The following is a 26,230-nucleotide window of genomic DNA, read 5'->3' as shown; positions in this document are numbered from 1 at the left end:
GGCCATGTCAACCAAAGAACTGAGTCTGCCGGTCATCGGCATGACGTGCGTCAACTGCGCCAATACGATCACGCGCACCTTGAAGCGGACCGCGGGTGTGACCGACGCGCTGGTGAACTATGCCAGCGAGCGCGCGGTGATTACTTTCGACCCCGGCCTGCTCAAGGAAGATCAACTGGTGCAGCGCATTCGCGACGCGGGCTATGATGTGCCCCAGGCTGCGGTTGACCTGCCCATCACCGGTATGACCTGCACCAACTGCGCGAACACGGTGCAGCGCGCCTTGCGCAAGGTGACGGGCGTCGTCGAGGCCAATGTCAATTACGCCAGTGAGAAGGCCAGCGTGGTCTACATTCCCGGCGTCGCCAACCGTCAGGATTTGATCCAGGCCGTGGAAAAGGCGGGCTATGGCGTGGTGCAGACGACGGGCGATGAGGCGCTGGAAGACGCTGAAGCGGCCGCGCGCGAGGCGGAAATCGCGGACCAGACGCGTAAGTTTTGGGTGGGCGTGACGTTTGCCGCGCCCCTCTTCCTCTTCAGCATGGCGCGCGACCTCAATCTGCTCGGCATGTGGGCGCACGGCGAGTGGGTGCATTGGCTGATGCTGGCGCTGGCGACGCCGGTGCAGTTCTACGTGGGCGGCGACTACTATCGCGGCGGTTGGAAGTCCATCCGCAACGGCTCGGCCAACATGGATGTGCTGGTGGCGATGGGGTCTTCGGCTGCGTACTTCTACAGCCTGGCGATCCTGATCGGCAGCCTGTTCGGCTGGCATGGCCTGGGCGATCACGTGTATTTCGAGACCGCGGCCGTCATCATCACGCTGATCAAGCTTGGTAAGCTGCTGGAGGCGCGCGCCAAGGGGCGCACTTCGGCCGCGATCAAGGCGCTGATGGGGTTGCGCGCACCGCACACGTTGTGCGCGACGGTCAAGAGATCGAAATCCTGGTCGAGCAGGTGCGCAGCGGCGACTACGTCATCGTGCGGCCCGGCGAGAAGATTCCGGTGGATGGCATCGTGGTCGAAGGCCGTTCGGCCGTGGATGAGTCCATGTTGACCGGCGAAAGCCTGCCGGTGGACAAGAAGCCGGGTGACCTGGTGATTGGCGCTACACTGAACAGCCAGGGTATGCTCAAGTTCGAGGCGACGAAGGTGGGCCGCGAAACGGCGCTGGCGCAGATCGTCCGCCTGGTGCAGGAGGCGCAAGGCTCCAAAGCCCCGATCCAGCGCCTGGCCGACCAGGTTTCGGCTATTTTCGTGCCGGTGGTGCTGGCGATCGCGGCGCTGACTTTCCTGGGCTGGTATTTTGTCGGCCAGGTCGGCTTCACGCAGGCGCTGGTCTACATGATCGCGGTACTGGTGATCGCCTGCCCTTGCGCGCTGGGCCTGGCCACGCCCACCGCGATCATGGTGGGCGCCGGCAAAGGTGCGGAGAGTGGGATTCTGTTCAGGAGCAGCGAGGCGCTGGAGCGCAGCCACAAGCTGACGACCGTGGTGCTGGATAAAACCGGCACGATCACCCACGGCAAGCCCGCCATGACCGATCTGGTGCTTGCCGGGCCGTATCAGGATTCCAGGGCAGAGGTTTTGTTCCTGGTGGCATCGGCGGAAAAAGGCTCCGAGCACCCGTTGGGTCAGGCCATTGTCAGGGCGGCCGAGGCGGAGGGGATGCGGCTGGTCTCGCCCGATCGTTTCGAGGCGTTGGCCGGGATGGGGGTGCGTGCCAGCGTCCAGGGCAAGGCGATCCTGGTGGGCAACGTGCGTCTGTTCGAGCAGGAGAAGATTGACATAAGTGAAATAGCTGCGACAGTCACGCAGTTGCAGGCCGCGGGCAAGACGGCCATGCTGGCGGCGCTGGACGGTCGGCCGGCCGCGGTGTTCGCGGTGGCGGACACGGTCAAAGAGGGATCGGCGCCGGCCATTGCCCGCATGCACGAGCTGGGCCTGCAGGTGGTGATGATTACCGGCGACAACCGGCGCACGGCCGAGGCCGTTGCCCGCCAGGTGGGCATCGAGCGGGTGCTGGCGGAGGTGCTGCCGGGCGACAAGGCAGCGCAGGTCAAGGCCCTGCAGCAAGAGGGGCGCCTGGTGGCGATGGTGGGCGATGGCATCAACGATGCGCCTGCCCTCGCGCAGGCCGACGTGGGCATTGCGATCGGCACCGGCGCGGATGTGGCGATGGAGACGGCCGGCGTTACCCTGATGAGCGGTGATTTGCGTGGCGTGCCCCGTGCGCTGGCCCTGAGCCGCGGCACGATGCGGGTCATCAAGCAGAATCTGTTCTGGGCCTTCTTCTACAACGTCATCCTGATTCCGGTTGCAGCCGGCGCCCTGTATCCACTGTTCGGTCTGCGCCTGCACCCGGTGCTGGCCGCCGGCGCGATGGCTTTCAGCAGCATCTTCGTGGTGACGAACTCCCTGCGCCTCAAGGCCTTCGACGCCAGGCGGTGATTTTTGTCGTTGACAGGCCAATGATAAGATGCTATAATTCCCGTACGATCGAACCTATACTGAAAAGAGGTAGCTTACATGGCTGAATCTTCTGCCATTTCTCGCATCCAGAGCGGCAGTCGCACCGCGAACAAGCAGCTCAAGTTCATCTTCGGCGGCGTGCTCATTGCCGCGGTCGTTCTCTACCTGATCATCTCCGTCATCGGCAGCGAAGGCGCCTATTACAAGGAAGTCGGTGAGGTGCAGGCGCAGCAGGCGGCGTTGATGGACCGCAAGGTGCGCGTCAGCGGCCTGGTGGAGATCACCACGGTGAGCTGGGACCCCACCAATTTCAACCTCGATTTTACCATCCTCGATCAGCGGGGCACGGGCGAAAAGCTGCCAGTCCATTTCCATGGCGTGCAGCCGGACAACATGACGCGTGAAGGCTCGGTTGCCATCGTCGAAGGTCGCCTGCGGCCCGACGGCGTCCTCGATGCTGACACCTTGCTGCTCAAGTGCCCTTCGCGCTATGAAGAAGCGCCCCAAGAAGTCAAGAAGATCAGTTGAACGAACGGCGGTGTGACGCGTTGAACCGAAACACGGGCCGGGATGGGACGCCAGGCGCAGCGGGCCGTCGCCTGTTCGATCTGCGCCCCTGGTTGGCGCTCCTGACGACGGCCGGCCTGCTCCTGGCGCTGGCGTCCTGGCTGCTGCTCTCCACGCCCGCGGCCGCAGCGCCCCCGGCCCAGGAAACGCCCCCGTTGCCCGCGGATGCCCGCGCCGGCCTGCCCATCTACCTGGAGAAGTGCGCGCCCTGTCACGGCGAAACTGGGATGGGCAACGGGCCTCAGGCCGCACAACTGCAATTCCCGCCCGCGCAGTTTGCTGACACCGCAGCGATGTGGGGGAGGACGCCGGCCGATCTCTTTGCGGTGACCAAGAATGGCCGCATCGAAAGATTCATGCCGCCCTTCGCTCAAAGCACCAGTGATCAGAACCTCTGGAATGTGTTGGCTTACGTCTGGTCGCTGCACCTCGACCCCGCCGAGCTGCAGCAGGGCGAAGCGGTCTACCAGGCGGCGTGCGCCGGCTGTCATGGCGCTGCCGGCAAGGGCGATGGCCCGGACGCCGGCGCCGACCTGCTCGACCTGACCAGCCTGGATGCCACGGCCAACCGCAGCCAGCGCGACTGGTTCGACTCCTTGCAGTCGTCCGCGCACAGCCGCGTCGCCGATCTCAGCGACGCGGAGCGCTGGGCCAGCCTGGAGTTTGTGCGCACCTGGACGCTGCCGCCGCTGCAGGCGCGCACGTTTGCGCCGGGCAACGGCGCCATCAGCGGCGTGGTGACCAACGACACGCCGCAGGGCGATGTCACCGCCGGCCTGACCGTGACCCTCAGCGTGTTCGACGACTTCGATCTGGCAACCCAAATCAGCAGCACCACCTCCGTCACCGGCCTCTACCGCTTCGATAGCCTGAACACCGACCCGGGCTGGCTGTACGTGGCGAACCTCTCTTTCAAGGATGTGCCCTACAGCACCGGTGTGATGACGTTCACGGCCGAAGCGCCTGTGCAGGATGGCTCCGTTACCGTCTACGAGCCGACCAACGACAGCAGCGTGCTGGCGGTGGAGCGGGCGCATTGGTTCCTGGAGTTCGACCAGTCCAATCTGCTGATGGCGGAGCTTTACATTTGGAGCAACAACAGCGATCGCGTCTACGTCGGCGCCGTGTCGGAGGACGATGACGCCGGGCGCAGCGTGCTGCCGTTTGCGCTGCCCCCTGATTTCCAGAACCTGAGCTTCGACGATGGCGATCTTGGCCGCCGCTACCAGCTCACGCCAGACGGCGCGGCCGACACCCTGCCGCTGCCGCCTGGACAAGGCGTGCGCCAGACCCTGCTGCGCTACGTCATCCCGTTCACCTCCCTTACTCTCGATCTGCAGCACCCGGTGGCCGTCCCTTTGCGCAGCCTGAACGTGCTGGTGGCCGATGTGGGCGCGCAGGTCAGCAGCCCGGATCTGCAGGAAGGCCCGGCGCGTCAGGTGGAGCAGGCCACCTATTTCAACTTCACCGCCGCAGAGGTGCCGGCCGGCAAGACGATTGAGTTGAAGTTGACCAATCTTCCCTTCAATCGGTCACCGGAAACGGCCGCCGCGACGCAGGCCAATTCACCCTGGCTGGCTGTCGGCGTTGCGGTATTTGCTGCGTTGGGCCTGCTCGGCGTGCTCTACTACGCCGTGCGCCAGCGCCAGCGCATCGCCGAGGCTGAGGGCGATGAAGACGAGGACAAAAAGATCCCTGCTGCCGCCGGGGCCGATGTCGCCGCCCTGCAGCGCCGCCGCCAGGGCCTGATCCTGGCGATTGCCCGGCTGGATGATCGCCACGCCAGCGGCAACATCCCTGAGACGGACTATGCGGCGCAGCGCGGCCGCCTGAAGGCCGATCTGCTGGCCGTGGCACAGATGCTGCGCGATCTTGAAGCCGCGGCCCAGGCTGGCGCGGCATGAGCGGTCCTGCACCCATGATCGAAGTCCGTCAGGTGCGCAAGACCTTTGGCGCGCAGCAGGTTCTGCGCGGCGTTGACCTGACCCTGGTCGAAGGCGAGCGGGTGGCGCTGTTGGGGCCGAACGGGGCCGGCAAAACCACCCTCATGCGCATCATCGCCACGCTGAGCAAGGCCAGCGCCGGGGATGTGCTTCTGGGCGGCGTGGATGTGCGCAAGGCCGGCGATGAGATTCGGCGCTACCTGGGCGTCGTCACCCATGCCCCCCTGCTTTACGACAACCTGACGGCCTGGGAGAACCTGGCCTTCTACGGCGCCATGTACGATGTGCCCAACCTGGCCGGCCGGGCCGAAGAGGTCCTGCGCCGCGTGGGCCTGTGGCCGCGGCGGCTGGAGACGGTGCGCACCTTTTCGCGCGGCATGGTGCAGCGCCTGGCGATCGGCCGGGCCATCCTGCACGACCCGCCCATTCTGCTGCTGGACGAGCCGGACACCGGGCTGGATCAGGCCGCGGCCGACATGCTGCGCCAGGTGCTGGCAGAGGTGGGGGGCAGCGGTCGCACCGTGCTGCTGACCACCCACAACCTGGAGCGAGGGTTGGCCTGGGCCGACCGGGCGGTCATTCTCAACGGCGGCAAAATTCGCTACGAAGGGCTGTCCACTGCGCTCAGCGCGGCCGATTTTCAGCAAATCTATCGAACACACACCGCGGCGGCCTGAACAGGCGCAGCAGGATGGGGCAGGCATGCGTTATCTGAGAAAAATCGCCGCGGTGTTCTGGAAGGATGTCACCGCCGAGCTGCGCACGAAGGACATCTTCAGCGCCATGTTCGTCTTCGCGCTGCTGTCGGTGATCATTTTCCAGTTCGCCTTCGATCTGCGCGTGGATAACGCCGTCCAGGTTGTACCGGGAGTCCTGTGGGTCGCCATCAGCTTCTCCGGCGTGCTGGGCCTGAATCGCTCCTTCGCTCTGGAGAAGGACAAGGGCAGTCTGGAAGGCCTGTTGCTGACGCCGGTGGATCGCAGCGCGATCTATTTTGGCAAGATGTTGGCGAACCTGGTCTTCATACTGGTGGTCGAAGCCTTCTTGATTCCCCTGTGCAGCGTGCTTTTCAACGTGGCGCTGTGGGCGCCGGCCGTGCTGCTGATCGTCCTGCTGGGCACGATTGGCTTTGCCGCGGTGGGCACCATCTTCGCCGCGTTAGCGGTCAACACCCGTGCGCGCGAGGTGCTCCTGCCCATCCTGCTGCTGCCGGTCATGGTGCCGGTCATCATCGCGGGGGTGCGCGCCACCGGCGGTCTGTTGGACGGCGACACCCTGGCTGAGCTGAGCAATTGGCTCCAGGTGCTGTTGGTGTTCGACATCATGTACCTGGCGGCGTCGTTCATGACGTTTGATTTCATTGTCGAAGAATAGCGAGAAAGAGCGAGAATCACAGAGAGAGGAGAGAAACCGTACATGACCGCACAGCGCAGTCTTCCCCTCACCATTCTGAATATCATCACCGGCGTGGCCCTGGTCATCTTCCTTTATATGGCGCTGATCTGGGCGCCGCCCGCGGCCAATTTGCAGGGTGCAGAGCAGGCGGCCCAGCGCATCTTCTACATTCATATGGGCAACAACGCGGCGGCTGGCCTGGCCTTCCTGGCGACTTTTGTGGCCGGCATCCTTTATTTGATCACGCGCCGCAAGATCTGGGACACGATCGGCCTGTCCGGCGTGGAACTGGGCATCGCCTTTGCCACCGGCACCCTCATCACCGGTTCGATCTGGGCCAAACCAACCTGGAACACCTACTGGACTTGGGATCCCCGCCTGACCACGTCGGCCATCGTCTGGCTCCTGTACATCGCCTATCTGATGCTGCGCGGCGCGGTGGAGAATCCAGAACAGCGTGCGCGCTTCGCCTCCGTGTATGGCATTTTTGCCTTCATGGGCGTGCCGCTCACCTATTTTTCGATCCGCTGGTGGCGCACGATCCACCCGATGGTCATGGGGGGCGACAACGCGGCCGCGGAGGGCAGCTTCGCCATGGGGCCGAGCATTCGCCTGGCGATGATCGCGGGCATGATCGTCTATACGCTTCTCTTCATCACCCTGATGATTCATCGCGTGCGGCTGGAGCAGTTGCGCGACCGCGTGGCCGCGCTGCGCGAACAGCAGAGCGCGTCATGATAACCAGGAGAACCAGGAAAAACCTATGTCATATCTGATTGCCGCTTACTTGTTGGCACTTACCATCGTGGCCTTCGTCGTCGTCAGCCTGCTGCGCCGCTTCCAGGCGGCCGATCGTGAATGGCAGGCGCTGCACGGCGGCGCGGAGGAATAGCCCCGACATGGACATCGGCATCGTGCCGGCGTTTGTGGCCGGCCTCATCTCGTTTGTTTCTCCCTGCGTGCTGCCCCTGGTGCCGGCCTACATCGGCTACCTGGGCGGGACCGCTGTGACCACCGTGGGGACGACGGAGCGCAACAGCTACGTCACTTTCTTGCACGCGATCTTCTTCGTCCTGGGCTTCACCGCCATCTTCGTCCTGCTGGGCGCCACTGCCAGCGCCCTCGGACAGTTGCTCAATCAACAGGTGTACGCCATTCAGCGGGTCGGCGGCGTCATCGTCATCCTGTTCGGCCTGCACATGATGGGGCTGTTCACGGCGCTGGAACGGGCCATTCAAGCGCGACCGGCCTGGCGCGACAGCGCCGTGGGCCAGGTTGCGCTGCCGGTCCTGGGCTGGTTCAACTCGCTGCTCTACACCGAACGCCGCGTGCATGTGCAGACCCGGCCCGGCCTGGGATTCTTCTCCTCCTTCCTGGTCGGCATCTTCTTCGCTGCCGGTTGGACGCCGTGCGTGGGGCCGATCCTGGGCACGATTCTTCTGACCGCTTCCTCTGCCAATTCAGTCACCCGCGGCATCGTCGTGCTCACCGCCTATTCCCTGGGCCTGGGCATCCCCTTCCTGCTCACCGGCCTGCTGCTCGAATCCATGACCGGCGCGCTGCGCCGGGCGCGGGCCTACCTGGGCATCATTTCGTTCATCAGCGGCCTTTTCCTGGTCTATATCGGTTACCTGCTCTTCACCTATCAGCTCGGCGCGCTCGGCGCGCGGCTGCAAGAGCTTCTCCCCTGGCTGACGGAGTTCACAACTCGCAATGGCTAACCTGCACCGCGTCCAACGCCCCCTGTTCGCCTGGAACCGCAGCCGGGGTCATGGCCTGCGCCTGCTGCTCAGCGGCCTGCTGCTGTTGACGCTCAGCGCCTGCGCCGCGCCCGCGCCCGCGCCCACGGCCGGCGGTGAACGCACCTTGCGCGTGCCCGCCCAGCCGGCCGACGACCTGGCAACGGCCGCGATGCCCGATGACATCAACAACGATCAGGCGCAGCCCACGGCCAACTCTCCGGCGCCCGATTTTGCCATGCGCTATGCGGACGGCGCGGAGGTGCGCCTCAGCGACCTGCGCGGCCGGCCGATCCTCATCAATTTCTGGGCCACCTGGTGCGGACCGTGCCGCCTGGAGATGCCCGACATCGTGGCGGCCTATGAGAAGCACAAAGAGGCCGGTTTTGTGGTCATCGCCGTCAACCTGGAAGAGAGTGCCGCAAAAATCACCCCGTTTGCCGAGGAGTTCGGCATGGCGCTGCCCATCGTCATGGATGATGGCACGGCCGCGCGGGCCTACCAGGTGCGCGTGATGCCCAGTTCGTTCTTCATTGACCGCGACGGCAAGGTCAGCGCGCGCTGGCTGGGCGTGCTCACGCCGTCGCTGATCGAGAAGAACCTGGCGCCCATCCTGTAGCGCCCGCCATGCCCACAATCATCCTGTATCACAGGGACGGCTGTCACCTGTGCGAGCAAGTGCTCTGGGAATTGCGCCCCCACACCGCCCGCCTCGGCATCCGCGTGCAGGAGGTGGACATCACGGCTGATCCGGCGCTCTGGCAGCGTTTTCGCTACCTGATCCCGGTGATCGAGACCCCTACCCGCGCCTTTTTCGCGCCGATTGACATGGAAGAACTGCTGCAAGAGCTTGAGGAGGTTGCCTGAGATGTCTACACCTGGCCCGCTGGCTGATCGCGTCCCCGCGCCGCCGGACCGCTTGACGCGCGCCGTCAATGGGATGGTGGCCTGGATTGCGCGCCATTGGCTGCTGCTCTTCAGCGTCCTGCTGATTCTCTACCTGGCTGTCCCCGTCGCCGCGCCCATCCTCATGCAAAGCGGTCATGAACGTTCGGCCCGCTTGATCTACGCCTTCTATCGGCTGTTGTGCCATGAGCTGCCCGAACGCTCCTATTTTCTGTTCGGCCCGCAGCCCCTCTACTCCTTGTCCGAGCTGACCGCGGCTGGCGTGCTGCCAGGCCCGAGCATCCTGGAGCGGCCGCTCTATCTGGGCGACATGCAATTTGGCTACAAGATCGCGCTCTGCCAGCGTGACCTGGCAATCTATGGCTCAGTGCTGCTGGGGGGTTGGGTCTTTGGTCTCCTGCGCGGCCGTGTCGTTTTGCCGCGCCTGACCATCAAGACCTATCTGATCTTCCTGGCGCCGATTGCTGTGGATGGTTTGACGCAGCTTTTTGGCTGGCGCGAGAGCAATTATCTTCTACGCACGGCCACCGGCGCCCTCTTTGGCCTGGCGTCGGCGTGGCTGGCCTACCCCAACATTCAAGACGCCATGGCCGACGCGTTGCAAAGCCTCGACGCTGTAGCCTCGTAAATTGGACAGAACCAGGGTGTTCGACTATACTAACCTGCTATCACTAAGCGGTAACTAGAAGATTCTGGAGGAGAGTTCGTGGCTAACCATAAGTCTGCGTTGAAGCGCATTCGCCGCAATGAGCGGGCACATCAGCATAATCGCCTGGTCCTGACTTCCATGCGCACCTATCTCAAGGGTGCGCGGGTGAAATTGACCGGCAAAAACGAAATCGAAGCACAGGAAGCCCTGCGCATGGCTGTCAGTGCCCTGGATCAGGCGGCAGGTAAAGGCGTCATCCACCCCAACAACGCGGCCCGGCGCAAGTCTCGCCTCATGTTGGCGTACAACCGGACATTTGCGGCTCGCCCGGCGGCCTGATTTAGCGCCGATTCATTCGACAGCAAAGCCCATTTCACGCCCATCGCAGCGTGAAATGGGCTTTTTGCGTCCCCCTCTCTCCAATCTCCAATCTCCAATCTCCAATCTCCGGTCTCCAATCTCCGATCCCCAATCTCCGATCCCCAATCTCCGGTCTCCTAGCCATCCCCTCCTACGCCGGGCCGCGCAGGCTGAACCCCTGCCCTCGCACTGTGACCAGGATCTTGGGCGCTTTCGGGTCCACTTCGATCTTCTTGCGCAGCCAGTGCATATGCACATCGAGCGTGCGGGTATCGCCCAGGTAGGCGGTTTGCCACACCTGTTCCATCAACTCGCGGCGCGTGATAATTTCATTAGGGCGGCGCATCAGCAGTCCGAGCAAACAACACTGCTTGGGCGTCAGGTGATGTTCATCTTGCCCGATCCACAGCCGGCGCTGCTGCGTGTCGAGCTTGATGGGACTGACGATGAGGATGTGGTTACTGCGCATCCGTTTGACGGCCGGCATGGCCCGCAAGAGGTCCCAGTCCGTGGCAGATGGGGGCAGCAGATGATCCAGCAGCGGCGCCAGCGGCCATTCCGCGTCGGCCAATCCCATCAGGCCGGCTTCAGGCGCCAGTTGGCGCACCTTTTCGATGAATGGACGCGTCACCAGGCGTGTGGCCGCGGCCGCGAGCAGCACAAAATCGGGCTGAGCCTGCGCGATGGCCTCCCAAGCCCTGGCTTGTGAGCTGGCATGAATCACTTCGATCTGATGTTCGGCCAGCGCGCGCCAATCGGCACGCGGAAAATCGGCACGCTTTGTCACCACCAGGAGTATGATCGCCATGCTTGCCTTTCATCGGTTTCATCGGTTTCATCGCGGCCCACAGGGCAGGCGCTCTCGCTTGCATCATCAAGATGCATCATACATTATACCACGCGCGGGACGCGGGCCAGGATTTCACTCACCACTTCATAGTTGATAGTGCCCAGCGCCGCGGCCACGTCATCCACCGTCACCTCTTGCGCGCCCTGGCGGCCGATCAACACCACCTCGTCGCCGGCGCGCACGCCGGGAATGTGCGTCACGTCCAACATCGTCTGATCCATCGTGACCCGGCCGACGATGGGCGCGCGCTGTCCGCGCACCAGCACCGGCGGCCAGGTCAAGGGCGTCCGGCGAAAACCATCCGCGTAACCCACCGGCGCCACGGCAATCGTTTGCTCGCACTCAGTGCGGTAAGCGGCGCCGTAGCTGACGAACGCGCCGGCCGGCAGCCGTTTGACCTGGGCCACGGTGCTCTTCCAGCGCAGGGCGGGCCGCATCCCCGGCGGCAGGGGCGTCTCCGGCCCTGGCTGCAGACCGTACAGCGCGATGCCCGTCCGCACCAGGTCGAAATGACTGGCCGGCAGGGTCAGCGTGGCCGCGGAGTTGGCCGCGTGGACGCAGGGTGGGCGCAGGCCCTGGGCCGTCAGTTGCTCCAACACCGCCTGGAAGCGGCCCAACTGCCAGCGCAGGTAGGTCTGGTCCGCGCTGTCGGCCGTGGCAAAGTGCGTGAAAATCCCTTCGACGAACAGATCGGGCAGTTCGTGCAGGGCCTGGATGAACGGCATGACCGCGTCCGGCTCCAGGCCCAGCCGCGCCATGCCGGTATCCACCTTGACGTGCAGGGCAAAGCCGGCCGCAGTGCGCAGACTGCGGCCCGGCTGGCCGGCGTCCAGCGCGCTGACCGCCCGCTGCAGGGCCTGGGCAAAATCGAGATCGAAGACGGTTGGCGTGACCCGGTTGAGCACCACGTCACGCGCCTGCCAGGGCGGGGTGTAGCCCAGGATCAGGATGGGCGCGGCGATGCCCGCGCGGCGCAGGGTGATCGCCTCGGCCAGGCAGGCCACGGCCAGCAGCCGCGCGCCGTTGTTCAACACCGTGCGCGCCACGCGCACCGCGCCATGCCCGTAGCCGTCCGCCTTCAGCACCGCGCAGATGTCCACGCCTGGCCCCACAACCTGCTGCAGGATGCGCAGATTGTCCGCAATCGCCTCCAGATCCACCTCCAGCCAGGTGGGGCGGTCGGGCCGCGCCAGGCGCACCTGGCGCCAGCCCGCATCCTGGCGCACCAGCAGGGCTGACGCCTGGGCCGCGGCCGCCGGCGCCAGCAGGCCGGCCACCACCTCCTCCAGGCGCAGGGCGCGGCCGCCCTTGATGAGGATGACCGGCGGCTGGGCGTCCGGATCGGCGCTGACCGCGGCCAACATCTCCTGCACATGGCGGACCGCTTCGGCCTTGCTGTAGGTGTGGAAAATGCGCTCCGCAGGCAGGCCGGCCGCGGCCGCAGCCTCGGCCAGGCGCCGGCTGCGGTCGCCGATGGCAATGAGCTGACCGACCACGCCCGCGGCCTGGCTGCCCAGCCGGCGATGCGCCTCGACCTCGTGCGCGCCCAGGTCACCGATGTCGCCCAGGATGGCCCAGGCCGGCCGGCCCGCGGCGGCCAGGGTGGTCAGCGCCGCCTGCATGGAGGCGGGGTTGGCGTTGGCCGAATCGTCCAGCAGCACCGCGCCCGCCAGCCCGGGCAGCGGCCGCAGGCGGCCGGGCAGCGGCCGACAAGCCGCCAACCCTGCGAGGATGGCGTCCAGCGGCTGGCCGTAGAAAAGGCCCACCGCCAGGGCTGCCAGCAGCAGGGGCGCTTGATGGTCGCCCAGCAGGCGCATGGGCAGGCGCACGGCGGCCGCCGGCAGGGGCAGGCGCGCCTGCGCAGCCGGGCTGAAGGTCACTTCGATTTCGCCGGCCGGCTGGTCTTGCGCGTCGGCTGCTGCGACGATGGGCGCGGGGATGCGCACCACGCCGCGCACGTCCGCGGCCGCGCTCAGGCCGACGGTCAGCACCGGCGCGGCGCTGAGAGGCGCCAGGGCCAGCACACGCGGATCATCGGCGTTGAGCAGAGCCAGGCCGGTCGCGGGCAGCGCGGTCAGGAGGGCGCCTTTCTCCCGGGCGATGGCGTCCAGGCTGCCAAAAACATCGAGGTGGCTTTCATGCACGGCGGTGATCAGGCCCACGGTCGGCCGCGTCACCTGGGCCAGCAGCGCGATCTCGCCAAACTCATCCGCGGCCAGTTCGAGCACGGCCCGCCGCTGCCAGGGCTGCAGGCGGCCCAGCGCGATCGGCAGACCAAAGCGGCCGTTGAAGCTGTGAGGGTTGCGGAAGACCGGGCCGTCAGCGGCGTCTGCCGTGGCGCCGGTCAGGCTGGCGGCGATCAGTTCTTTGGCCGTGGTTTTGCCGCTGGAGCCGGTCACCGCGATCACTTCCAGCGGCCGCAGGCGGCAGATGGCGCCGGCGTAGGCCAGCAAGGCCTGGCGGGTGTCGGGCGTCAGGATGCAGGTGATGGGCAAGGGGCGGGGCGGCGCTGCTCGCACAGGATGCCGGTTGCCCCGGCCTGCTGCGCCTGTTCCAGGTAATCGTGACCGTCGCCGGTCTCGGTCTTGATGGCGACGAAGAGCGGGCCGGGATCGGCGGCCTGGCCGTTCAGGGTGCGGGTGTCGAAGGCAAAGTCGCTGAAGCGTGTGGCCGACGCCGGGCCGAGCAGGCGGCCGTGCGTGGCGTCGAGGAGGTCGCTAAGTTCGATCATGGTGATGCTTGGGCGCCTGGTCTGGCTCTCCCCAGGGCGGGATGAAGCTCTCTGGTTCGACGCCCAGGGCATCGGCGATACGGGTGATGTAGTTGAAGTAGGCGATGACCTGGACGGCGTCGTGAATGGCGCGATCATCGAGGCCCATCGTCCGCAGCGCATCCAGGTTGGCCGGCCCCATGCTGCGCTGCTGATGGGTCAGCCGGGCGGCAAATTCACACAGGGCGCGATCCACCGGCGCCAGCGGGGCCTGGCGCCAGTCACGGACGATGGCATGCACGAACGCGTCGGCCGCGTTGGCATCGGTGTTGACATGACCGATCTCGACACGGAGATCGTGGGCGTGGGCCTGCGTTCAGTAGTGACAGCCCACCTCCGCGGCCACAACCGTCGCCAGCATTTCGCGCTGCACGCGGCTGAGGGGCGATTCGCCATGCATGATGACGCTGTAGAAGCCGATGCTGGCCTGCATGGCGCGCGGGTTGATGCTCATGATGTGGACGATGCGCCAGACGCGACCCGCGCGTTTCAGCGTCTCCTCGAAGAGGCGCTTCAACAGGCCGGTCGCTTCGTCAACCGGAACCTGGCGAATCCAGGGCCGTGGGTCACCACTCATGACTGGTCTCTCCTATCTGGCAAGCTCAAGGCTCGCTGCCGGTGAAATCCGCCGAGCGGCGCGTTGTACGGTTTTCGGTACACCCGCCACCACATCAAGATACCACCACCAATGTGACGGCGGCGGATTTCGCTGTGAGCGTTCATATGCCAGGCTGGTGATCTGGCTGAGTGCAGCATCGAACATGCTCGCTTGTTCGAACAGGCGGCGATCCGCCGCCACGAGCAGCGTACGCTCACGGGCGGTAAGCTGTTGGTTCTGCTCTGCCAGTTTATCTCGCAGCATCAGCATATCAAGATGCTCGAAACCGCTCACTTCTGATGATTCAACCGCAATCAAATATCGCTGCAATAGCCTATTCATGGAACAACTCTCCCAAGACTCCCAGAAACTGGAACCGGCGATCAGACAGGTATTGGTCTGCATCCTCGGGTGGAAAAGCAGTCTCCATGACACCTCGAGGATTGAACATCACAAGCCATGTTTGTTTTTGAATGACACCGGCGACAGCGGGGTAGATATCATGGCGCCAATGATAGACATATACTAGCGCATTCGCATCTCGAACGACGGCCGTAATGATTGTCTCATAGTCGGCCAGAGTCGCATTCGATGACAGATGTCCATATCGAATTCTAGTTCGAATATGCTCGACTGCTTTTCCCGGCTTCCAGGTTATTTCTGTCTGTAATTGAACTATCGCGCCCCTGACGACTCGCCACAAGTCGTCAGGTCTGGCAACGAGATCAGGAGTATTCGTCAAGATCAATCCTCGTGCTGGTGTGTCTCATCGTGCCCAAATAGATCATGTCATCGTGCTTCATAAATCGTCCGAGTTTCTTGTTTGATACGATCACGAAGGTATGGGCTGATGGCCGCTTCGGTCAACAGGTCAATCTTTCGTCCCAGTGTGACTGACAATTGGCGCTCCAGAGCGATCATCGCCAACAGGCTCTTTCGTTTAGAGAATTTAATCAGTAAGTCAATATCACTGGCCTCACTGGCCTCTCCGCGCGCCAATGAGCCAAAGACACCGATCTTGCTGACATCATGCTCTCGGCATATTCTGATGATGGTTTTCGTGTCTATGTTGCGAATCCCCAAACCGGCCATAGCGCAATCTCCTTATTCCCCAAATTTGATCCCCTGCGCGAGAGGCAGCTCGGTCGAGTAGTTGATGGTGTTGGTCTGGCGGCGCATGTAGTACTTCCAAACGTCGGAGCCAGATTCGCGGCCGCCGCCGGTTTCTTTTTCACCGCCGAAGGCGCCGCCAATCTCCGCGCCTGACGTGCCGATGTTGACATTGGCAATGCCGCAGTCCGAACCGGCCGCGGACAGGAACGTTTCGATCTCCAGCATGTTGGTGGAGAAGATGCTGCTCGACAGGCCCTGCGGCACCCCGTTATGCAGGGCAATCGCCTCTGCCAGGGTGTCGTACTCCAGGATGTAGAGAATCGGCGCAAAGGTCTCTTCCTGGACGATGGGCGTCTGCGCCGGCATCTTGACGATGGTTGGCTCCACGAACAGGGCGCCCTTGTCCGGCAGGCGATTGCCGCCGGTGAGGATGACGCCGCCCTCGGCCCGCACGCGCTCCAGCGCGGCCATCATCTCATCCACGCCGCCCTGGTTGACCAACGGCCCCATCAGCGTGCCCGCGTCCAGCGGGTCGCCGATGCGCACCTGCTGATAGGCCCTGACCAGGCGATCGCTCAGCGCCGCGGCCACGCTGCGATGGGCGATGATGCGCCGCGTGGAGGTGCAGCGCTGGCCGGCCGTGCCCACCGCGCCGAACAGGATGGCGCGGGTGGCCAGGTCGAGATTGGCGTGAGGGGTGACGATGATGGCGTTGTTGCCGCCCAACTCCAGGATGCTGCGGCCAAAGCGCCGGGCGATCGCTTCGGAGACATGGCGGCCCATGTTGGTGGAGCCGGTGAAGGAGATCAGCGGCATGGCCGGGTCGTTGAGCATCAGCTCGCCCACCTCAGAACCGCGGCCGATGAGCAGGTTGAAGACGCCGTCCAGGCCGTAGTCCGCGGCCACGCGGTTGGTGATGTGCTGCACGGCCACCGCGCACAGCGGCACGTCTGAGGAGGGTTTCCAAACCACGCAGTCGCCGGCCACGGCCGCGATGGCGGTGTTCCAACTCCAGACCGCGACCGGGAAGTTGAAGGCGCTGATGACGCCGACGATGCCCAGGGGGTGCCACTGCTCCATCATGCGGTGCAGCGGCCGCTCCGAGGCGATCACCAGGCCGTAGAGCTGGCGCGCCAGGCCGGTGGCAAAATCGCAGATGTCAATCATCTCCTGCACTTCGCCCAGGCCTTCGACTCGAATCTTGCCCATTTCCAGGCTGACCAGCTCGCCCAGCGGCTCTTTCATCTCACGCAGTGCGTAGCCCAGGTCGCGGATCACCTGGCCGCGGCGCGGGCCGGCAGCAGGCGCCAGGTCTCGAAGGCGCGATTGGCCCGCGTCATCAGGGTTTGGTACGCGGCCGGCGTGGCCTGAATGACCCGCGCCAGCGCCTCGCCGTTGGTGGGGTTGTACGAAACCAATTCGCGCCCGCCGCGATCTTCGATCCAGCCGTCCGGGCCGGAGCACGCGCCGAAATTGGTCTCCTGGATATTGAGCTTTTCCAGTAATGCCTCTACTGACTTTACTGACTTCATTAGTCTTGAATCTCCCTTGAATCAATCGAATCAACGCTGATATGGCTGACTTTCCTTGAGTATAGCATAGGAGCGGGCAAGGCGGAAGTTCAAGGGGCAAGAGAATCGGCGCGTGCAGGATCGGACTTCCGATCACTCCGCATTCCAATCGCCATCGAAGCGCAGGACGAGCAGCCCATTCTTCTCGTCGGCGACGAAGATCAGATTGCCCTCTACGGCGACATTCATGGCCGCATAGGTGTCATAGAATCCAACCTCCACCGGCGCGGCCGGATTGGCAACTGAGATGACACGCACGCCGTATGTCCCATCTGCCACAAAGACATAGTCTCCTGCTACTGCCACGTCACTACCATAGATCGGCGTCTCGCAGAATCCAACTGCGACTGGCGCGGCCGGATCGGCGATCGAGATGACGCTCAGGCCGGTCGGCCACAAAGTTGTCAGGTAGGCATACTGTCCGGCAATTGCAACAGCAGAGACACTCCGCACCGCGCTGTACGACCCGACTTCCACGGGCGTCCTCGGGTTGGCGATCGAGATGACGTGCATGCCATGGCCAACGACATAGGCGTACTCTCCCACTACGACTACATCAGCGGCATAGGAAAATGGATCATAAACGCCAACCTCAACCGGTAAAGCCGGGTTTGCCAGGGAGGCTATGCGCAAGCCTTCAGGGCCATCGCCCACGTAGACATATTCCCCCGCCACCGTCACATTCCTGGAATAGCCTGGTGTGTAATAAAACCACACTTCGGTGGGCGCGGCAGGATTCGAGATCGAAAAAACGCGCACGCCGTGGAACGGCTCTGCCACGTACGCATAACCTTCCGTCAGGGTGAGGCGAGTAGTGTACCAGAAAGCGTCACAGTACCCGATTTGCACCGGTCGAGTCGGGTCAGCAATAGAGATCACTCGCAGGGCGGAGTAAGCGCCGACATCCGTGACGTAGGCATATGTTCCTGCGATGGCCACGCTGCTCGCTCCCCCGCGTGTGGCGTAGAATCCAACCTGGGTCGGCGCAGAGGGATTGACAATAGAGAATATATGGAGGCCGTCGCGGTCTGTCACGTAAGCATACGATCCGCCCACTGCTACGTCTTCAGCATAACGCAGGGCGACGAATCCGATCCCAGTCGGCGTGCTTGGGTCGGCGATCGAGATCACGTACAGGTCGTCAGTCGCTACATAGGCGTATTGTCCCGCCACTACTACGGCAAAGACGCCTGTGGGTATATCGTAGGATGCGATCTCGACCGGAGAGGTAGGATCGGCCACGGAGATCACACGAAGACTGCCATTTTGATACAGGTGATTCAACAGGACGTAAGCGTACTCCCCTGCCACTGCTACATCTTGTACATTGTCTGGAAAGGGGGCGGTTTGCCCCACCAGAACGGGGTTGACCGGATTCGAGACGTCCAACACCGCCAGGTGTCGTCCCATGTTGACGTAGGCCAGGGTATGACTGATGGTCACGGTGTCAATGTTATCTCCCAGGTGGCCCACGAACTGAGGGTTACGTGTGAAGCGCTGGCTGATGGCTGGCATGAACAGGCGCGACCCAGGTTCCTGGGCGGTATCTGCCGCTTTTGTCGCCACGGCAGCTTTCAGATCGGCTGCAGCGAGGCTCAACAGGTTCGAATCGCTTGAATCTTGTCCTGTCGAGTCGCCTGGGAACCGTACGATTTCCAGGCCATTGAAGCCGTCGGCCAGAAAGACCAGATCGCCGGCTACGGCGACGTTGGTGGTGTCTCCTGGCGTATTGTAGACTCCGATTCCTTCCGGTATGGCCGGATTGGCGATGGCAATGACCTCCAAATCGCCAGTCGTTGCGTAGAGATAAGGTTCCGCCAACGCCACACCCACGGCCCGTATGGAGATAGCCCCGATTTCCCGTGGCGCCGCCGGGTGAGCGACAGAGATCACCTTGAGGTTGCTCAACCATCCGGTGGCGACGTAAAGATTCGGCCCTGCCACGACCAGGTCTTGAGCCATCTCCGGCGCCCTGAGGAACCCGATTTCCGCAGGAGCCGCTGGATCGGCAGTCGAAACCACGCTCAGGCCGCCATGCCTGCTTGCCACATAGGCATACGCTCCCGCCATCACGACATCCTTGGTTCCGTCCGGCGTGACGACAGAACCCACCTCGACGGGCGCGGTCGGATTGGCAATCGAGATCACGCGCAACATGCTAAACGAGTCGGCCACATAGGCGTACTCTCCCGCCAAAGCCACGCTCCACGCAAATCTTGGCGTGTCGCAAAACCCCACCTGATACGGCGCGGCCGGGTTGGCAATCGAAATGATGCTCAAGCCGCCATACCCGCTTGCCACGTAGGCGTATTCTCCTGCCACCGCCACGCCGTGGGCATCCCCCCGCGGAAACATCGAACCAATCTCCAGCGGCGCGGTCGGGTCAGCAATGGAGAGTATGCGGAATCCCTCCCGTTCGGCCGTCACATAAGCGTACTGCCCCGCCACGGCCACGCCGTTGGCATTGCCGGGCGTGTCATAGAACCCAACCTCCACGGGCGCGGTCGGGTTGGCAACTGAGATCACGCGCAGGCCGTCACCGCCAGCCGCCACGTAGGCGTAGTCTCCCACGACTGTCACGTTTACAGCGCCGCCCGGCGCATGGCCAACCACGACCGGCGCGGTTGCATCGGAGATCGAGATGACGTAAAGACCTGCCCCGGCGCTCGCCACGTAGGCATATTCTCCCACCAATGCAATATCCTGGACGAGACCTGAAGAAGGCATGATATGCCCGATTTGAGTGGGGCTGAGCGGGATGGACACATCAATCACCGTCAGGTACGCGCCCATGCCCATGAAGGCCAGCGTCCCGCTGATTGCCACCGTGTTCATCTCGCCGCCCAGGTGACCGACGAACTGCGGGTTGCGGCTGAAGCGCTGGAACATCTGTGGCAGGAACAACGCGTGGTCTTGATACGATGGGGGGGGCGCGGCCGACGCACCGGCAAAAAGTAGTACGGAGAAGCAGACCAGCCACGGTAGGTGTTGCGTTTTCATCTTGAACCTCCCTGCAAATCTTTCTGCGCGCACCCCATTTTCGCGCAGTGCATCTCACAATGCAACTATCCTCTCCTCCTCTCCTCCTTGAACGAAAGAAGCCCAGTTCCTTGCAGGAACCGGGCTTCTTTTGTTGCTTCGATCGCTGCGGCCCTCTCTGCCACGAATTTCACTAATTTGCACGAATCGAGCTTCTGCCCTCGTGGCAAGAATCCGCCCAGCTTTCTCTGCCACGAATTTCACTAATTTGCACGAATTCCAGGGCCTTTTCGTGGCATGAGGAAATGGATTTCAGCGCTGTAACGTCCTTCGCCCAATGATGAAGCGGCGGTTACATTCCGGCCGTGACTCATATTGGTCATGTCAATGTCGAAGGAAATCGTTGCATCGGTGATCGGCTGGCCATTGGAATCAGTGACGAGCGCTTCGAGGATGTTATCGCCGCGGGAGGGTGGGTTGGGATCGCTGAAGATCCACACCAGCAGATCGCCGCTTTGTTTCCCACCCAACGCAGGGACTTGATTCGTGGCAGGATCCTGCGCGGTTGAATCAGCGGAGGCGAAGGTTGGAATGGGCGTCGGCTGTTCCACCGACGGAGCCGACATCATGCCGCACGAGGCGAGCAGGAATGCCATGAGCGTCAAAATCAGTTTGTTGGTCATTGTAATTTTCCTTATGGCGTTCATTCTTCCAAACTCACAGCCTGGGATTCCTCTACTTTTTGCAACCCGGAACGCAGGCTTCCCCACAGCGAGATCAAAATCGGGAGCCCGGAGACAATCCAGAATCCATACGCCAGCGCCCGCGAGACCGGCTCGACATTCGGGAAGAACAGACTGACCCAGAATAGAATCCCTCCGAGATGCACGGTGACGAGACTCAACCACGTCCCGCCCAAGCGCGCGGGCTTGTTTGGCTCGAAGAAGCGTGTGAACAGATACGGAACCAGGGCATAGCCAAATTGCAGGATCCAGCCAAAGATCAGGATCGGCCCGCCACTGCCGGAGATTTCCTGCACGGGGAAATCGGTGGCGCGGGCAACGATCAGCGGCGCGACCACGACCGGGATGAAGAACCAGATATAGGATGTGAGCAAATGCCACATGCCGGGCGTCCAGACGCGGCGGTCGCCGAGCACGGGCTTGACCACGATGACGAGCAACAGGATGCTTCCGAGTGTGTGCAGGATCAAACCAACAACGGTAAATATACTGACGTTCAGCCACGGCCCGGAGATCAACCCCAATGCGCCCAGCGTCATTGACCAGAAGATCCACGGAATACTACGCGGCCAGGCCAACGAACGATTTGCGAACGAGGGGTACAAGTCCACCAGCAAACCGGCCAGGATGATGGCGGCGAAGCCCCACAGGTTGGTGTGGACGTGGACTTCGATGGGGGAGGCGATGTGCAAGACTTCGCTCCATCCCAGCCAAAGCCCTGTGCCGACCAAACCTCCAAGTATCAGGTAACTCAGCCCGGTGATGTAGAACTTGCGCCCTTCGAGGCCGGCATTTTTTGAGGAGGCTTGCGCGGGGCGCAGGTCAATCAGTTGCTTGATGAGCAGAATCACGGCAATACCTATCAGTGTTCCGCCAGTGACGATGAGCGAGCGCGTAATGGTCGGGATACCGATTAGCAGAAGCACCAGTCCCGCGTTCAGGAATAGCCACGTATCCCAGCGGATCTTCGGGCGCGGCAATCGGCGCGCAGATGCCACGAGGACTGGAGCAAGTCCAAATATAATTTCAGTTAACGCGCCAAGCGTAACCAGGTGCACTCTCAGCCATTTCAAGCTGCCAAATAATGGAATGATCTCCAACCCCGTCAGGATCGAAGCCAGTGCGGCCAACGCGACCAGGGACAGGTAAAGCAATGACATAAGGAAGTATGGGTGAGGCATGTCAGCCTCCTTATTTCTTTGCGACGGCCTGATTGAGAATTTCGAGAAATTCGTCCAGCGGCACTTTATGGATGCGCGCCGCCCATTCCACTGTGAGCGCTTTGGCGAGGAACATTCGCAAGGAGTATTTCCCCACGCGTTTGACGCCGAAGATTTCCATCACATCGGCGATGTCGCCGTATTCCAGCAGGATGTCTGAGACACGTGTGTCTTTTGTAATTTCCATGATGCACTCCTTCTGTGAACCGGCCGCGCCAGCCTACTTTGCCAGCGCGGCCCGCCAGTTGTCAATTCGTTTCGATTTTCTTCAACCCATCCCGCGCGATCTCGAACAGTTCCTTCACGGGATAGATCATTGCCAGCGCATAGAGCGCGAAGCCGATTCCGTACAGCTTGTTATGCCCCTACTTTACTCCTTACCCCCGTTTCGCGCCCCGACTTTTGCCGGGTTTTGAAGAACATCTTTGTACACGGATTTCACGGGTTGGACGGATGGACACGGATTTTTTAAAATAATCCGCGAAATCCCTATGTTCCGCGTAATCCGTGTACCGAATTTACTCGCCCTGAATCATCGCCCGCGCGGAGAGGGCAGCGCGATCCAGGATGCGGATGGATTGCCTGTCCATCTCGATCAGCCCCGCCTTCGTCAACTCGCGAATGACACGGCTCAACACGTCTGGGACAGTGCCGAGGCGAGCCGCGAGTTCGGTCTGGTTCGTCCAGCGGCGGCGCTCGATGGCGTCCCCCTTGGCGAAATCCAGCAACAGTTTGGCGGCAGCCGGAGAGGGCGGTGAGCTGACTTAGGTTCGCATAGCCACGATCGTTTTCGGCCAACAGGATCAGGTGACCGCCGCCGTTGACCAGGGTCAGCTCATCCCCCATCCCCTCCCGCTATTGACAACGATCATTTGCTCTGCTAGAATTCGACAGAGTAACCTCACGCATCGTTTGTTTTGACAAACGCAATCTATCAATCTCATCATACATGGTGGCAACCTGAGGATGAGGATATGAAACCCTGGCGATGGTTTCGAGTAGTGACCATCGAGGATAGATCACCATGATAACCAGTATACCAACGATTGATCTTGATCAAATTGAGTTGCTTGAGACATACGAGTTCTATGACAGGCCGCTACTTTTTGCCTGCCGTAATAAGCAAGGCATCTTGTTCATAGCTGTCCTGGCTGATGAGAACGATACGAACGAAACGTGGTTGTATGTGCCACTCACAGATCGGCGCCTCTCACAAATTCGTGCAGGCCTGCTGGACCTTCATGATGCTTTTGAGATCGCGGAAGATGGAGAGGTTCTGATTGTCTCCGTCTTTCATGGAGATGGACGCCCAATATCTGTAGACATAATAGCAGCAAACTCAATCCCGCAGGCCTGGCTGCCGGCACGCGGGGAACGTTTGAACCTCAATCCGCTGCAGCCGCCCGCGTTGAATGGATTGACGGGGTGGCCGCTGCGCAAAGCAACAACTGATCGAAGCCACACGACGTCGTTTTCGGCTGTTTAGCCCGGTTAGCCCGGTTGACATGAGATTGACGTGAGATTGACATGAGAAGGAAGGATCCAAACCATGAGTGAACGAATCGCCATTGTGATGAGTGGAGGGGGATCGAAGGGCGCGTTTCAGGTGGGCGCGCTCAAACGGCTGTATGAGGCCGGCATTCGTCCGCAGATCGTCTGCGGCACCTCGGTGGGCGCTTTGAACGGGGCCAAGCTGGCCGAAGGCACACCCACGGTGATCGAGGAGATGGAGGGGCTGTGGCGTTCGCTGCAGAAGAACTCCGATGTGATGGCCTGGAGTCCGGAATTCCAGCAGTTGTTTGCCGCGCTGGGTCGCCTGTCCGGCCAGGAGATCAACGACCTGGACGATCTCGAAGCCTTGCAGGGCGGGCTGGAGCAGGCGTTGGTGCGGCGCCTGGCAGTCTTTCTTGGCACTGCGGTGGCGGCGCCGGGCGTCTTCGGCGCGCTGCTGCAGGCCTTGCAGCTCTGGGGCGTGCGCCGTCATGTGGTGGATGTGGTGCAGGCGTTGGCCGGGGCTATTGGCGGCGAATCCCTCTTTGTCTCCGCTCCTCTCAAAGCCAAAATTTTGCAGCACCTGGACCCCAGCAAGGTGGCCACCTCCGGCATCGAGCTGCGCGTGACCGGGGTGGATTTTCAGACCGGCGAGCTGGTATTGATGGATCAGCATCATCCCGACATTGTGGAAGCCATCCTGGCCTCCAGCGTGCAGCCGGTGTTCATGGAAGCACACCATCCCCTGACTACGGCGCCCGATCATCAGGTTTACGATGGCGGCGTGCGGGAGATTTCGCCGCTGCAGGCTGCGGTGGACCTGGGCGCCGAGCACGTTTATATGATCCTGGCCGGCTCGTTGAAGACCGCGCTGTCAGGGCCGGTCAAGGGTATCTTCCCGATCACGATGCGCACGGTTGATATTTTTACCAGCGAGATCGTGCGCAACGACATCTACTTTCAGCAGGAAGTCAACCGCCTGGCCGCGCTGGGCCGCGAGATCGAAGAAGCGATGCCGCTCACGCGCGGGGCCGATGACCCGGTCAGCCGCGGGTGCGGATGCTGCAAGAGCGGCCGCTCCTCAACCGCCGGCCGGTCAGGCTCACCGTGATCGAACCGACGTTCGACCCTTTCCACGGCTCGCTCGATTTCGATCCGGTCAAGATCAATCAAAGCATTGCGCATGGCTATGAGCTGACCGGCCAGATTCTGGAGCAGGACGCCGCCTGAGGCGCGGCGCCGCCCTGCCCCCTGTTGATCGGATCAGCGGCGCCAACCCATCTTTTCGAAAAACCACACAGGCAGCACATCGGCATCGGTGACCTTGCGCAGGTTGGCGCCGGTGGGGCGCACCGCGTAGACGGCCCACTTGCCCTCGCGATCCGAGCGGAAGGCAATCCAGCCGCCATCGGGCGACCAGATGGGCAGGCCGTCGCTTGTCAGATTCTCGGTCAGCCGCACTTTGTTGCTGCCATCTGTGTTGACGACATAGATTTCGAAGTTACCGTCGTCCTTGGAGATGTAGGCCAGCCGCTTGCCGTCAGGACTCCAGGCTGGCTGACCGTCGCTGCCGCCGCTGGTCACGCGCTGCTGCGCGCCGGTGTCTGCGTCGGTCAGGTAGATGCCGCAGTCGCCGCCGTTGCAGGCGCGATGGGCAATCGAGTTGTTCTTGGGCGACCAGGCCGGGTATTCGCCGTTGACCAGGCGACGCAGCCCGCTGCCATCGGCGTTGAGGATGTAGACATCGCGGCCATCGCCGGCGCTCAGGCGACTACCATCAGGTGACCAGGACGGGTAGGCGCCGCCGAGGATGACGAGGTGCTCGCCTGTGTAGTCGGCGTTCATCACCCAAATGCCTGTCCCGGTTACGCCGCCGATGGGCGGCCACAGGTAATAGGCGATCTGTTTGTAATTTGCGGAGTAGGCCACCTCGGTGCGCCAGTCGAACAGCTTGCGCGCCGTGGCGTTGCCAAAGTTGTATTCCCACAGCTCCCAGCGTCCGGCGCTCATGTTGGCGACGGAGTAGAGCAGGACACCGCTGGGCGACCCGCTGCCGGCCGCGTTCGGATTGGGCGTGGCGGTGGGCGGCGGGGGCGGAATGTCCTTGACCACCGCGATGGCGGTTACTTCACCCTCGGTCGTGACCAGTTTAGCCTGCACCCAGGCCTTCTCCTTCTTGGCACCGACGCAGCAGATCTGCCACCAGGCGTCGTCGGCCGTCTTGCCGACAATCTCGAACTTCTCGCCGCCTTTCGCCGCCGCCAGGATCGGGTAGGTCGTGCCTGGTCCGCCGCGCAGATTCAGGCCTTTGGCGCCAATCACGGCTTGCGGCGGCACAGGCGTCGGCGTGGCGGTGGGCGGCACTGGGGTAGGCGTGGGCGGAACCGGTGTGGGCGTATCGGTGGGCGGAACGGGGGTTGCAGTGGGTGGAACGGGGGTCGGGGTTACAGTGGGTGGAACGGGAGTGGCGGTCGGCGGAATGGGGGTGACGGTGGGCGGCAGCGGGGTTGCCGTGGCGGGTGGTGCGAGCGGGTTGCTGCACGCAGTCAATAGGACGACCAGGAACACAACACAACAGACGAGAAGCGACTTACGTAACATGACGAATCTCCCTTCAGAGACAGGGTCAATGACCGGATGGTCATTGCTCTGTTGGAGCGCCACGGTCGCGGCAGGGAAACAGACTCACCTGCTGGGGCCGGATGGCGGGGCCAATCCTTGCTCAGGTGCAAGGGGTTGCAGAATGGGTACGATGCAAGGTGTTCAGCGCATTGATTAGAATGAGAATTTTTTAACTGTCCAGTTCCGAGCAAATTCTGAGCATACAGACAGCACCAAAGCGGACACTTATTTAATTCTCATTC

General features: G+C 62.6%; 25 protein-coding genes and 2 pseudogenes. 13 read left to right on the top strand and 14 right to left on the bottom strand.

What is annotated here, in order from left to right:
* Positions 1–4 precede the first annotated feature (4 nt).
* The 11 genes and pseudogenes from IPM84_22695 to IPM84_22645 all read left to right on the top strand — a co-directional run bounded on the left by IPM84_22695 (position 5) and on the right by IPM84_22645 (position 10,010).
* Positions 5–2,451 (top strand): annotated as a pseudogene (locus IPM84_22695) (copper-translocating P-type ATPase).
* A 78-nt stretch (positions 2,452–2,529) separates the two neighbouring features.
* Complete coding sequence (locus IPM84_22690; protein MBK9095508.1) at positions 2,530–3,000, top strand: cytochrome c maturation protein CcmE; 471 nt, start codon at positions 2,530–2,532, stop codon at positions 2,998–3,000.
* A 20-nt stretch (positions 3,001–3,020) separates the two neighbouring features.
* A complete protein-coding gene (locus IPM84_22685; GenBank protein ID MBK9095507.1) occupies positions 3,021–4,943 on the top strand; it encodes a cytochrome c in 1,923 nt (640 codons plus the stop codon).
* Positions 4,940–5,659: an ABC transporter ATP-binding protein gene (locus tag IPM84_22680; GenBank protein ID MBK9095506.1), complete on the top strand. Its 720-nt coding sequence runs from the start codon at positions 4,940–4,942 to the stop codon at positions 5,657–5,659. Before IPM84_22685 ends, IPM84_22680 begins: the two co-directional genes overlap by 4 nt.
* Positions 5,660–5,684: 25 nt before the next feature.
* Complete coding sequence (locus IPM84_22675) at positions 5,685–6,356, top strand: heme exporter protein CcmB (protein ID MBK9095505.1); 672 nt, start codon at positions 5,685–5,687, stop codon at positions 6,354–6,356.
* A 42-nt stretch (positions 6,357–6,398) separates the two neighbouring features.
* Positions 6,399–7,115 (top strand): cytochrome c biogenesis protein CcsA, encoded by a 717-nt coding sequence (ccsA, locus tag IPM84_22670; protein ID MBK9095504.1) that lies wholly within the window; start codon positions 6,399–6,401, stop codon positions 7,113–7,115.
* Positions 7,116–7,276: 161 nt separating this feature from the next.
* Complete coding sequence (locus IPM84_22665) at positions 7,277–8,098, top strand: sulfite exporter TauE/SafE family protein (GenBank protein ID MBK9095503.1); 822 nt, start codon at positions 7,277–7,279, stop codon at positions 8,096–8,098.
* Positions 8,091–8,735 (top strand): TlpA family protein disulfide reductase, encoded by a 645-nt coding sequence (locus tag IPM84_22660; GenBank protein ID MBK9095502.1) that lies wholly within the window; start codon positions 8,091–8,093, stop codon positions 8,733–8,735. The genes IPM84_22665 and IPM84_22660 overlap by 8 nt, the downstream gene beginning before the upstream one ends.
* A gap of 8 nt (positions 8,736–8,743) precedes the next feature.
* Positions 8,744–8,983, top strand: coding sequence for a glutaredoxin family protein (locus IPM84_22655; GenBank protein MBK9095501.1), 240 nt, complete (start codon positions 8,744–8,746; stop codon positions 8,981–8,983).
* 1 nt (position 8,984) lies between these two features.
* Positions 8,985–9,650, top strand: coding sequence for a DUF2085 domain-containing protein (locus IPM84_22650; GenBank protein ID MBK9095500.1), 666 nt, complete (start codon positions 8,985–8,987; stop codon positions 9,648–9,650).
* A 78-nt stretch (positions 9,651–9,728) separates the two neighbouring features.
* Positions 9,729–10,010 (top strand): 30S ribosomal protein S20, encoded by a 282-nt coding sequence (locus IPM84_22645; GenBank protein ID MBK9095499.1) that lies wholly within the window; start codon positions 9,729–9,731, stop codon positions 10,008–10,010.
* A 172-nt stretch (positions 10,011–10,182) separates the two neighbouring features.
* On the opposite strand, the gene IPM84_22640 is transcribed toward IPM84_22645, so the two are convergent.
* From IPM84_22640 to IPM84_22580, 13 genes and pseudogenes are all read right to left on the bottom strand, one after another.
* Positions 10,183–10,839 carry a winged helix-turn-helix transcriptional regulator gene (locus tag IPM84_22640; GenBank protein ID MBK9095498.1) on the bottom strand — a complete coding sequence of 219 codons (657 nt, stop codon included), beginning with the start codon at positions 10,837–10,839 and terminating at the stop codon, positions 10,183–10,185.
* A gap of 83 nt (positions 10,840–10,922) precedes the next feature.
* The gene (gene alr, locus IPM84_22635; protein MBK9095497.1) at positions 10,923–13,376 is read right to left on the bottom strand and encodes an alanine racemase; all 2,454 of its coding nucleotides are present in this window, start codon (positions 13,374–13,376) and stop codon (positions 10,923–10,925) included.
* Complete coding sequence (locus IPM84_22630; protein ID MBK9095496.1) at positions 13,355–13,612, bottom strand: hypothetical protein; 258 nt, start codon at positions 13,610–13,612, stop codon at positions 13,355–13,357. Before IPM84_22630 ends, alr begins: the two co-directional genes overlap by 22 nt.
* Positions 13,599–13,793 carry a hypothetical protein gene (locus IPM84_22625; protein MBK9095495.1) on the bottom strand — a complete coding sequence of 65 codons (195 nt, stop codon included), beginning with the start codon at positions 13,791–13,793 and terminating at the stop codon, positions 13,599–13,601. Before IPM84_22625 ends, IPM84_22630 begins: the two co-directional genes overlap by 14 nt.
* A gap of 174 nt (positions 13,794–13,967) precedes the next feature.
* The gene (locus IPM84_22620; GenBank protein MBK9095494.1) at positions 13,968–14,228 is read right to left on the bottom strand and encodes a hypothetical protein; all 261 of its coding nucleotides are present in this window, start codon (positions 14,226–14,228) and stop codon (positions 13,968–13,970) included.
* Positions 14,229–14,240: 12 nt separating this feature from the next.
* The gene (locus tag IPM84_22615) at positions 14,241–14,591 is read right to left on the bottom strand and encodes a hypothetical protein (protein ID MBK9095493.1); all 351 of its coding nucleotides are present in this window, start codon (positions 14,589–14,591) and stop codon (positions 14,241–14,243) included.
* A 447-nt stretch (positions 14,592–15,038) separates the two neighbouring features.
* On the bottom strand, positions 15,039–15,341 hold the full coding sequence (locus IPM84_22610) for a nucleotidyltransferase family protein (GenBank protein ID MBK9095492.1): 303 nt from the start codon (positions 15,339–15,341) through the stop codon (positions 15,039–15,041).
* 12 nt (positions 15,342–15,353) lie between these two features.
* Positions 15,354–16,894: pseudogene (locus tag IPM84_22605) on the bottom strand (aldehyde dehydrogenase family protein).
* Positions 16,895–17,026: 132 nt separating this feature from the next.
* Positions 17,027–19,933: a hypothetical protein gene (locus IPM84_22600; protein ID MBK9095491.1), complete on the bottom strand. Its 2,907-nt coding sequence runs from the start codon at positions 19,931–19,933 to the stop codon at positions 17,027–17,029.
* 242 nt (positions 19,934–20,175) lie between these two features.
* On the bottom strand, positions 20,176–20,595 hold the full coding sequence (locus tag IPM84_22595) for a FixH family protein (protein MBK9095490.1): 420 nt from the start codon (positions 20,593–20,595) through the stop codon (positions 20,176–20,178).
* 20 nt (positions 20,596–20,615) lie between these two features.
* Entirely contained in the window at positions 20,616–21,836 is a 1,221-nt protein-coding gene (locus IPM84_22590) for a hypothetical protein (GenBank protein ID MBK9095489.1), read from the bottom strand.
* Positions 21,837–21,846: 10 nt separating this feature from the next.
* Positions 21,847–22,062 (bottom strand): DUF1858 domain-containing protein, encoded by a 216-nt coding sequence (locus tag IPM84_22585; GenBank protein MBK9095488.1) that lies wholly within the window; start codon positions 22,060–22,062, stop codon positions 21,847–21,849.
* 331 nt (positions 22,063–22,393) lie between these two features.
* Positions 22,394–22,603 (bottom strand): winged helix-turn-helix domain-containing protein, encoded by a 210-nt coding sequence (locus IPM84_22580; protein MBK9095487.1) that lies wholly within the window; start codon positions 22,601–22,603, stop codon positions 22,394–22,396.
* Positions 22,604–22,899: 296 nt separating this feature from the next.
* On the opposite strand from IPM84_22580, the gene IPM84_22575 reads away from it, so the two are divergent.
* Both IPM84_22575 and IPM84_22570 read left to right on the top strand, forming a co-directional pair.
* Complete coding sequence (locus IPM84_22575; protein MBK9095486.1) at positions 22,900–23,361, top strand: hypothetical protein; 462 nt, start codon at positions 22,900–22,902, stop codon at positions 23,359–23,361.
* 63 nt (positions 23,362–23,424) lie between these two features.
* Complete coding sequence (locus IPM84_22570; GenBank protein ID MBK9095485.1) at positions 23,425–24,477, top strand: patatin-like phospholipase family protein; 1,053 nt, start codon at positions 23,425–23,427, stop codon at positions 24,475–24,477.
* 152 nt (positions 24,478–24,629) lie between these two features.
* On the opposite strand, the gene IPM84_22565 is transcribed toward IPM84_22570, so the two are convergent.
* Positions 24,630–25,967 (bottom strand): PD40 domain-containing protein, encoded by a 1,338-nt coding sequence (locus tag IPM84_22565; GenBank protein ID MBK9095484.1) that lies wholly within the window; start codon positions 25,965–25,967, stop codon positions 24,630–24,632.
* Positions 25,968–26,230 lie beyond the last annotated feature (263 nt).

Origin of the sequence: Candidatus Amarolinea dominans, assembly GCA_016719785.1 — a bacterium.
In the GTDB taxonomy this organism is placed as follows: domain Bacteria; phylum Chloroflexota; class Anaerolineae; order SSC4; family Amarolineaceae; genus Amarolinea; species Amarolinea dominans.
The sequence above is the reverse complement of the archived record's forward strand: the minus strand, read 5'-3'. Positions and strand labels throughout refer to the sequence as shown.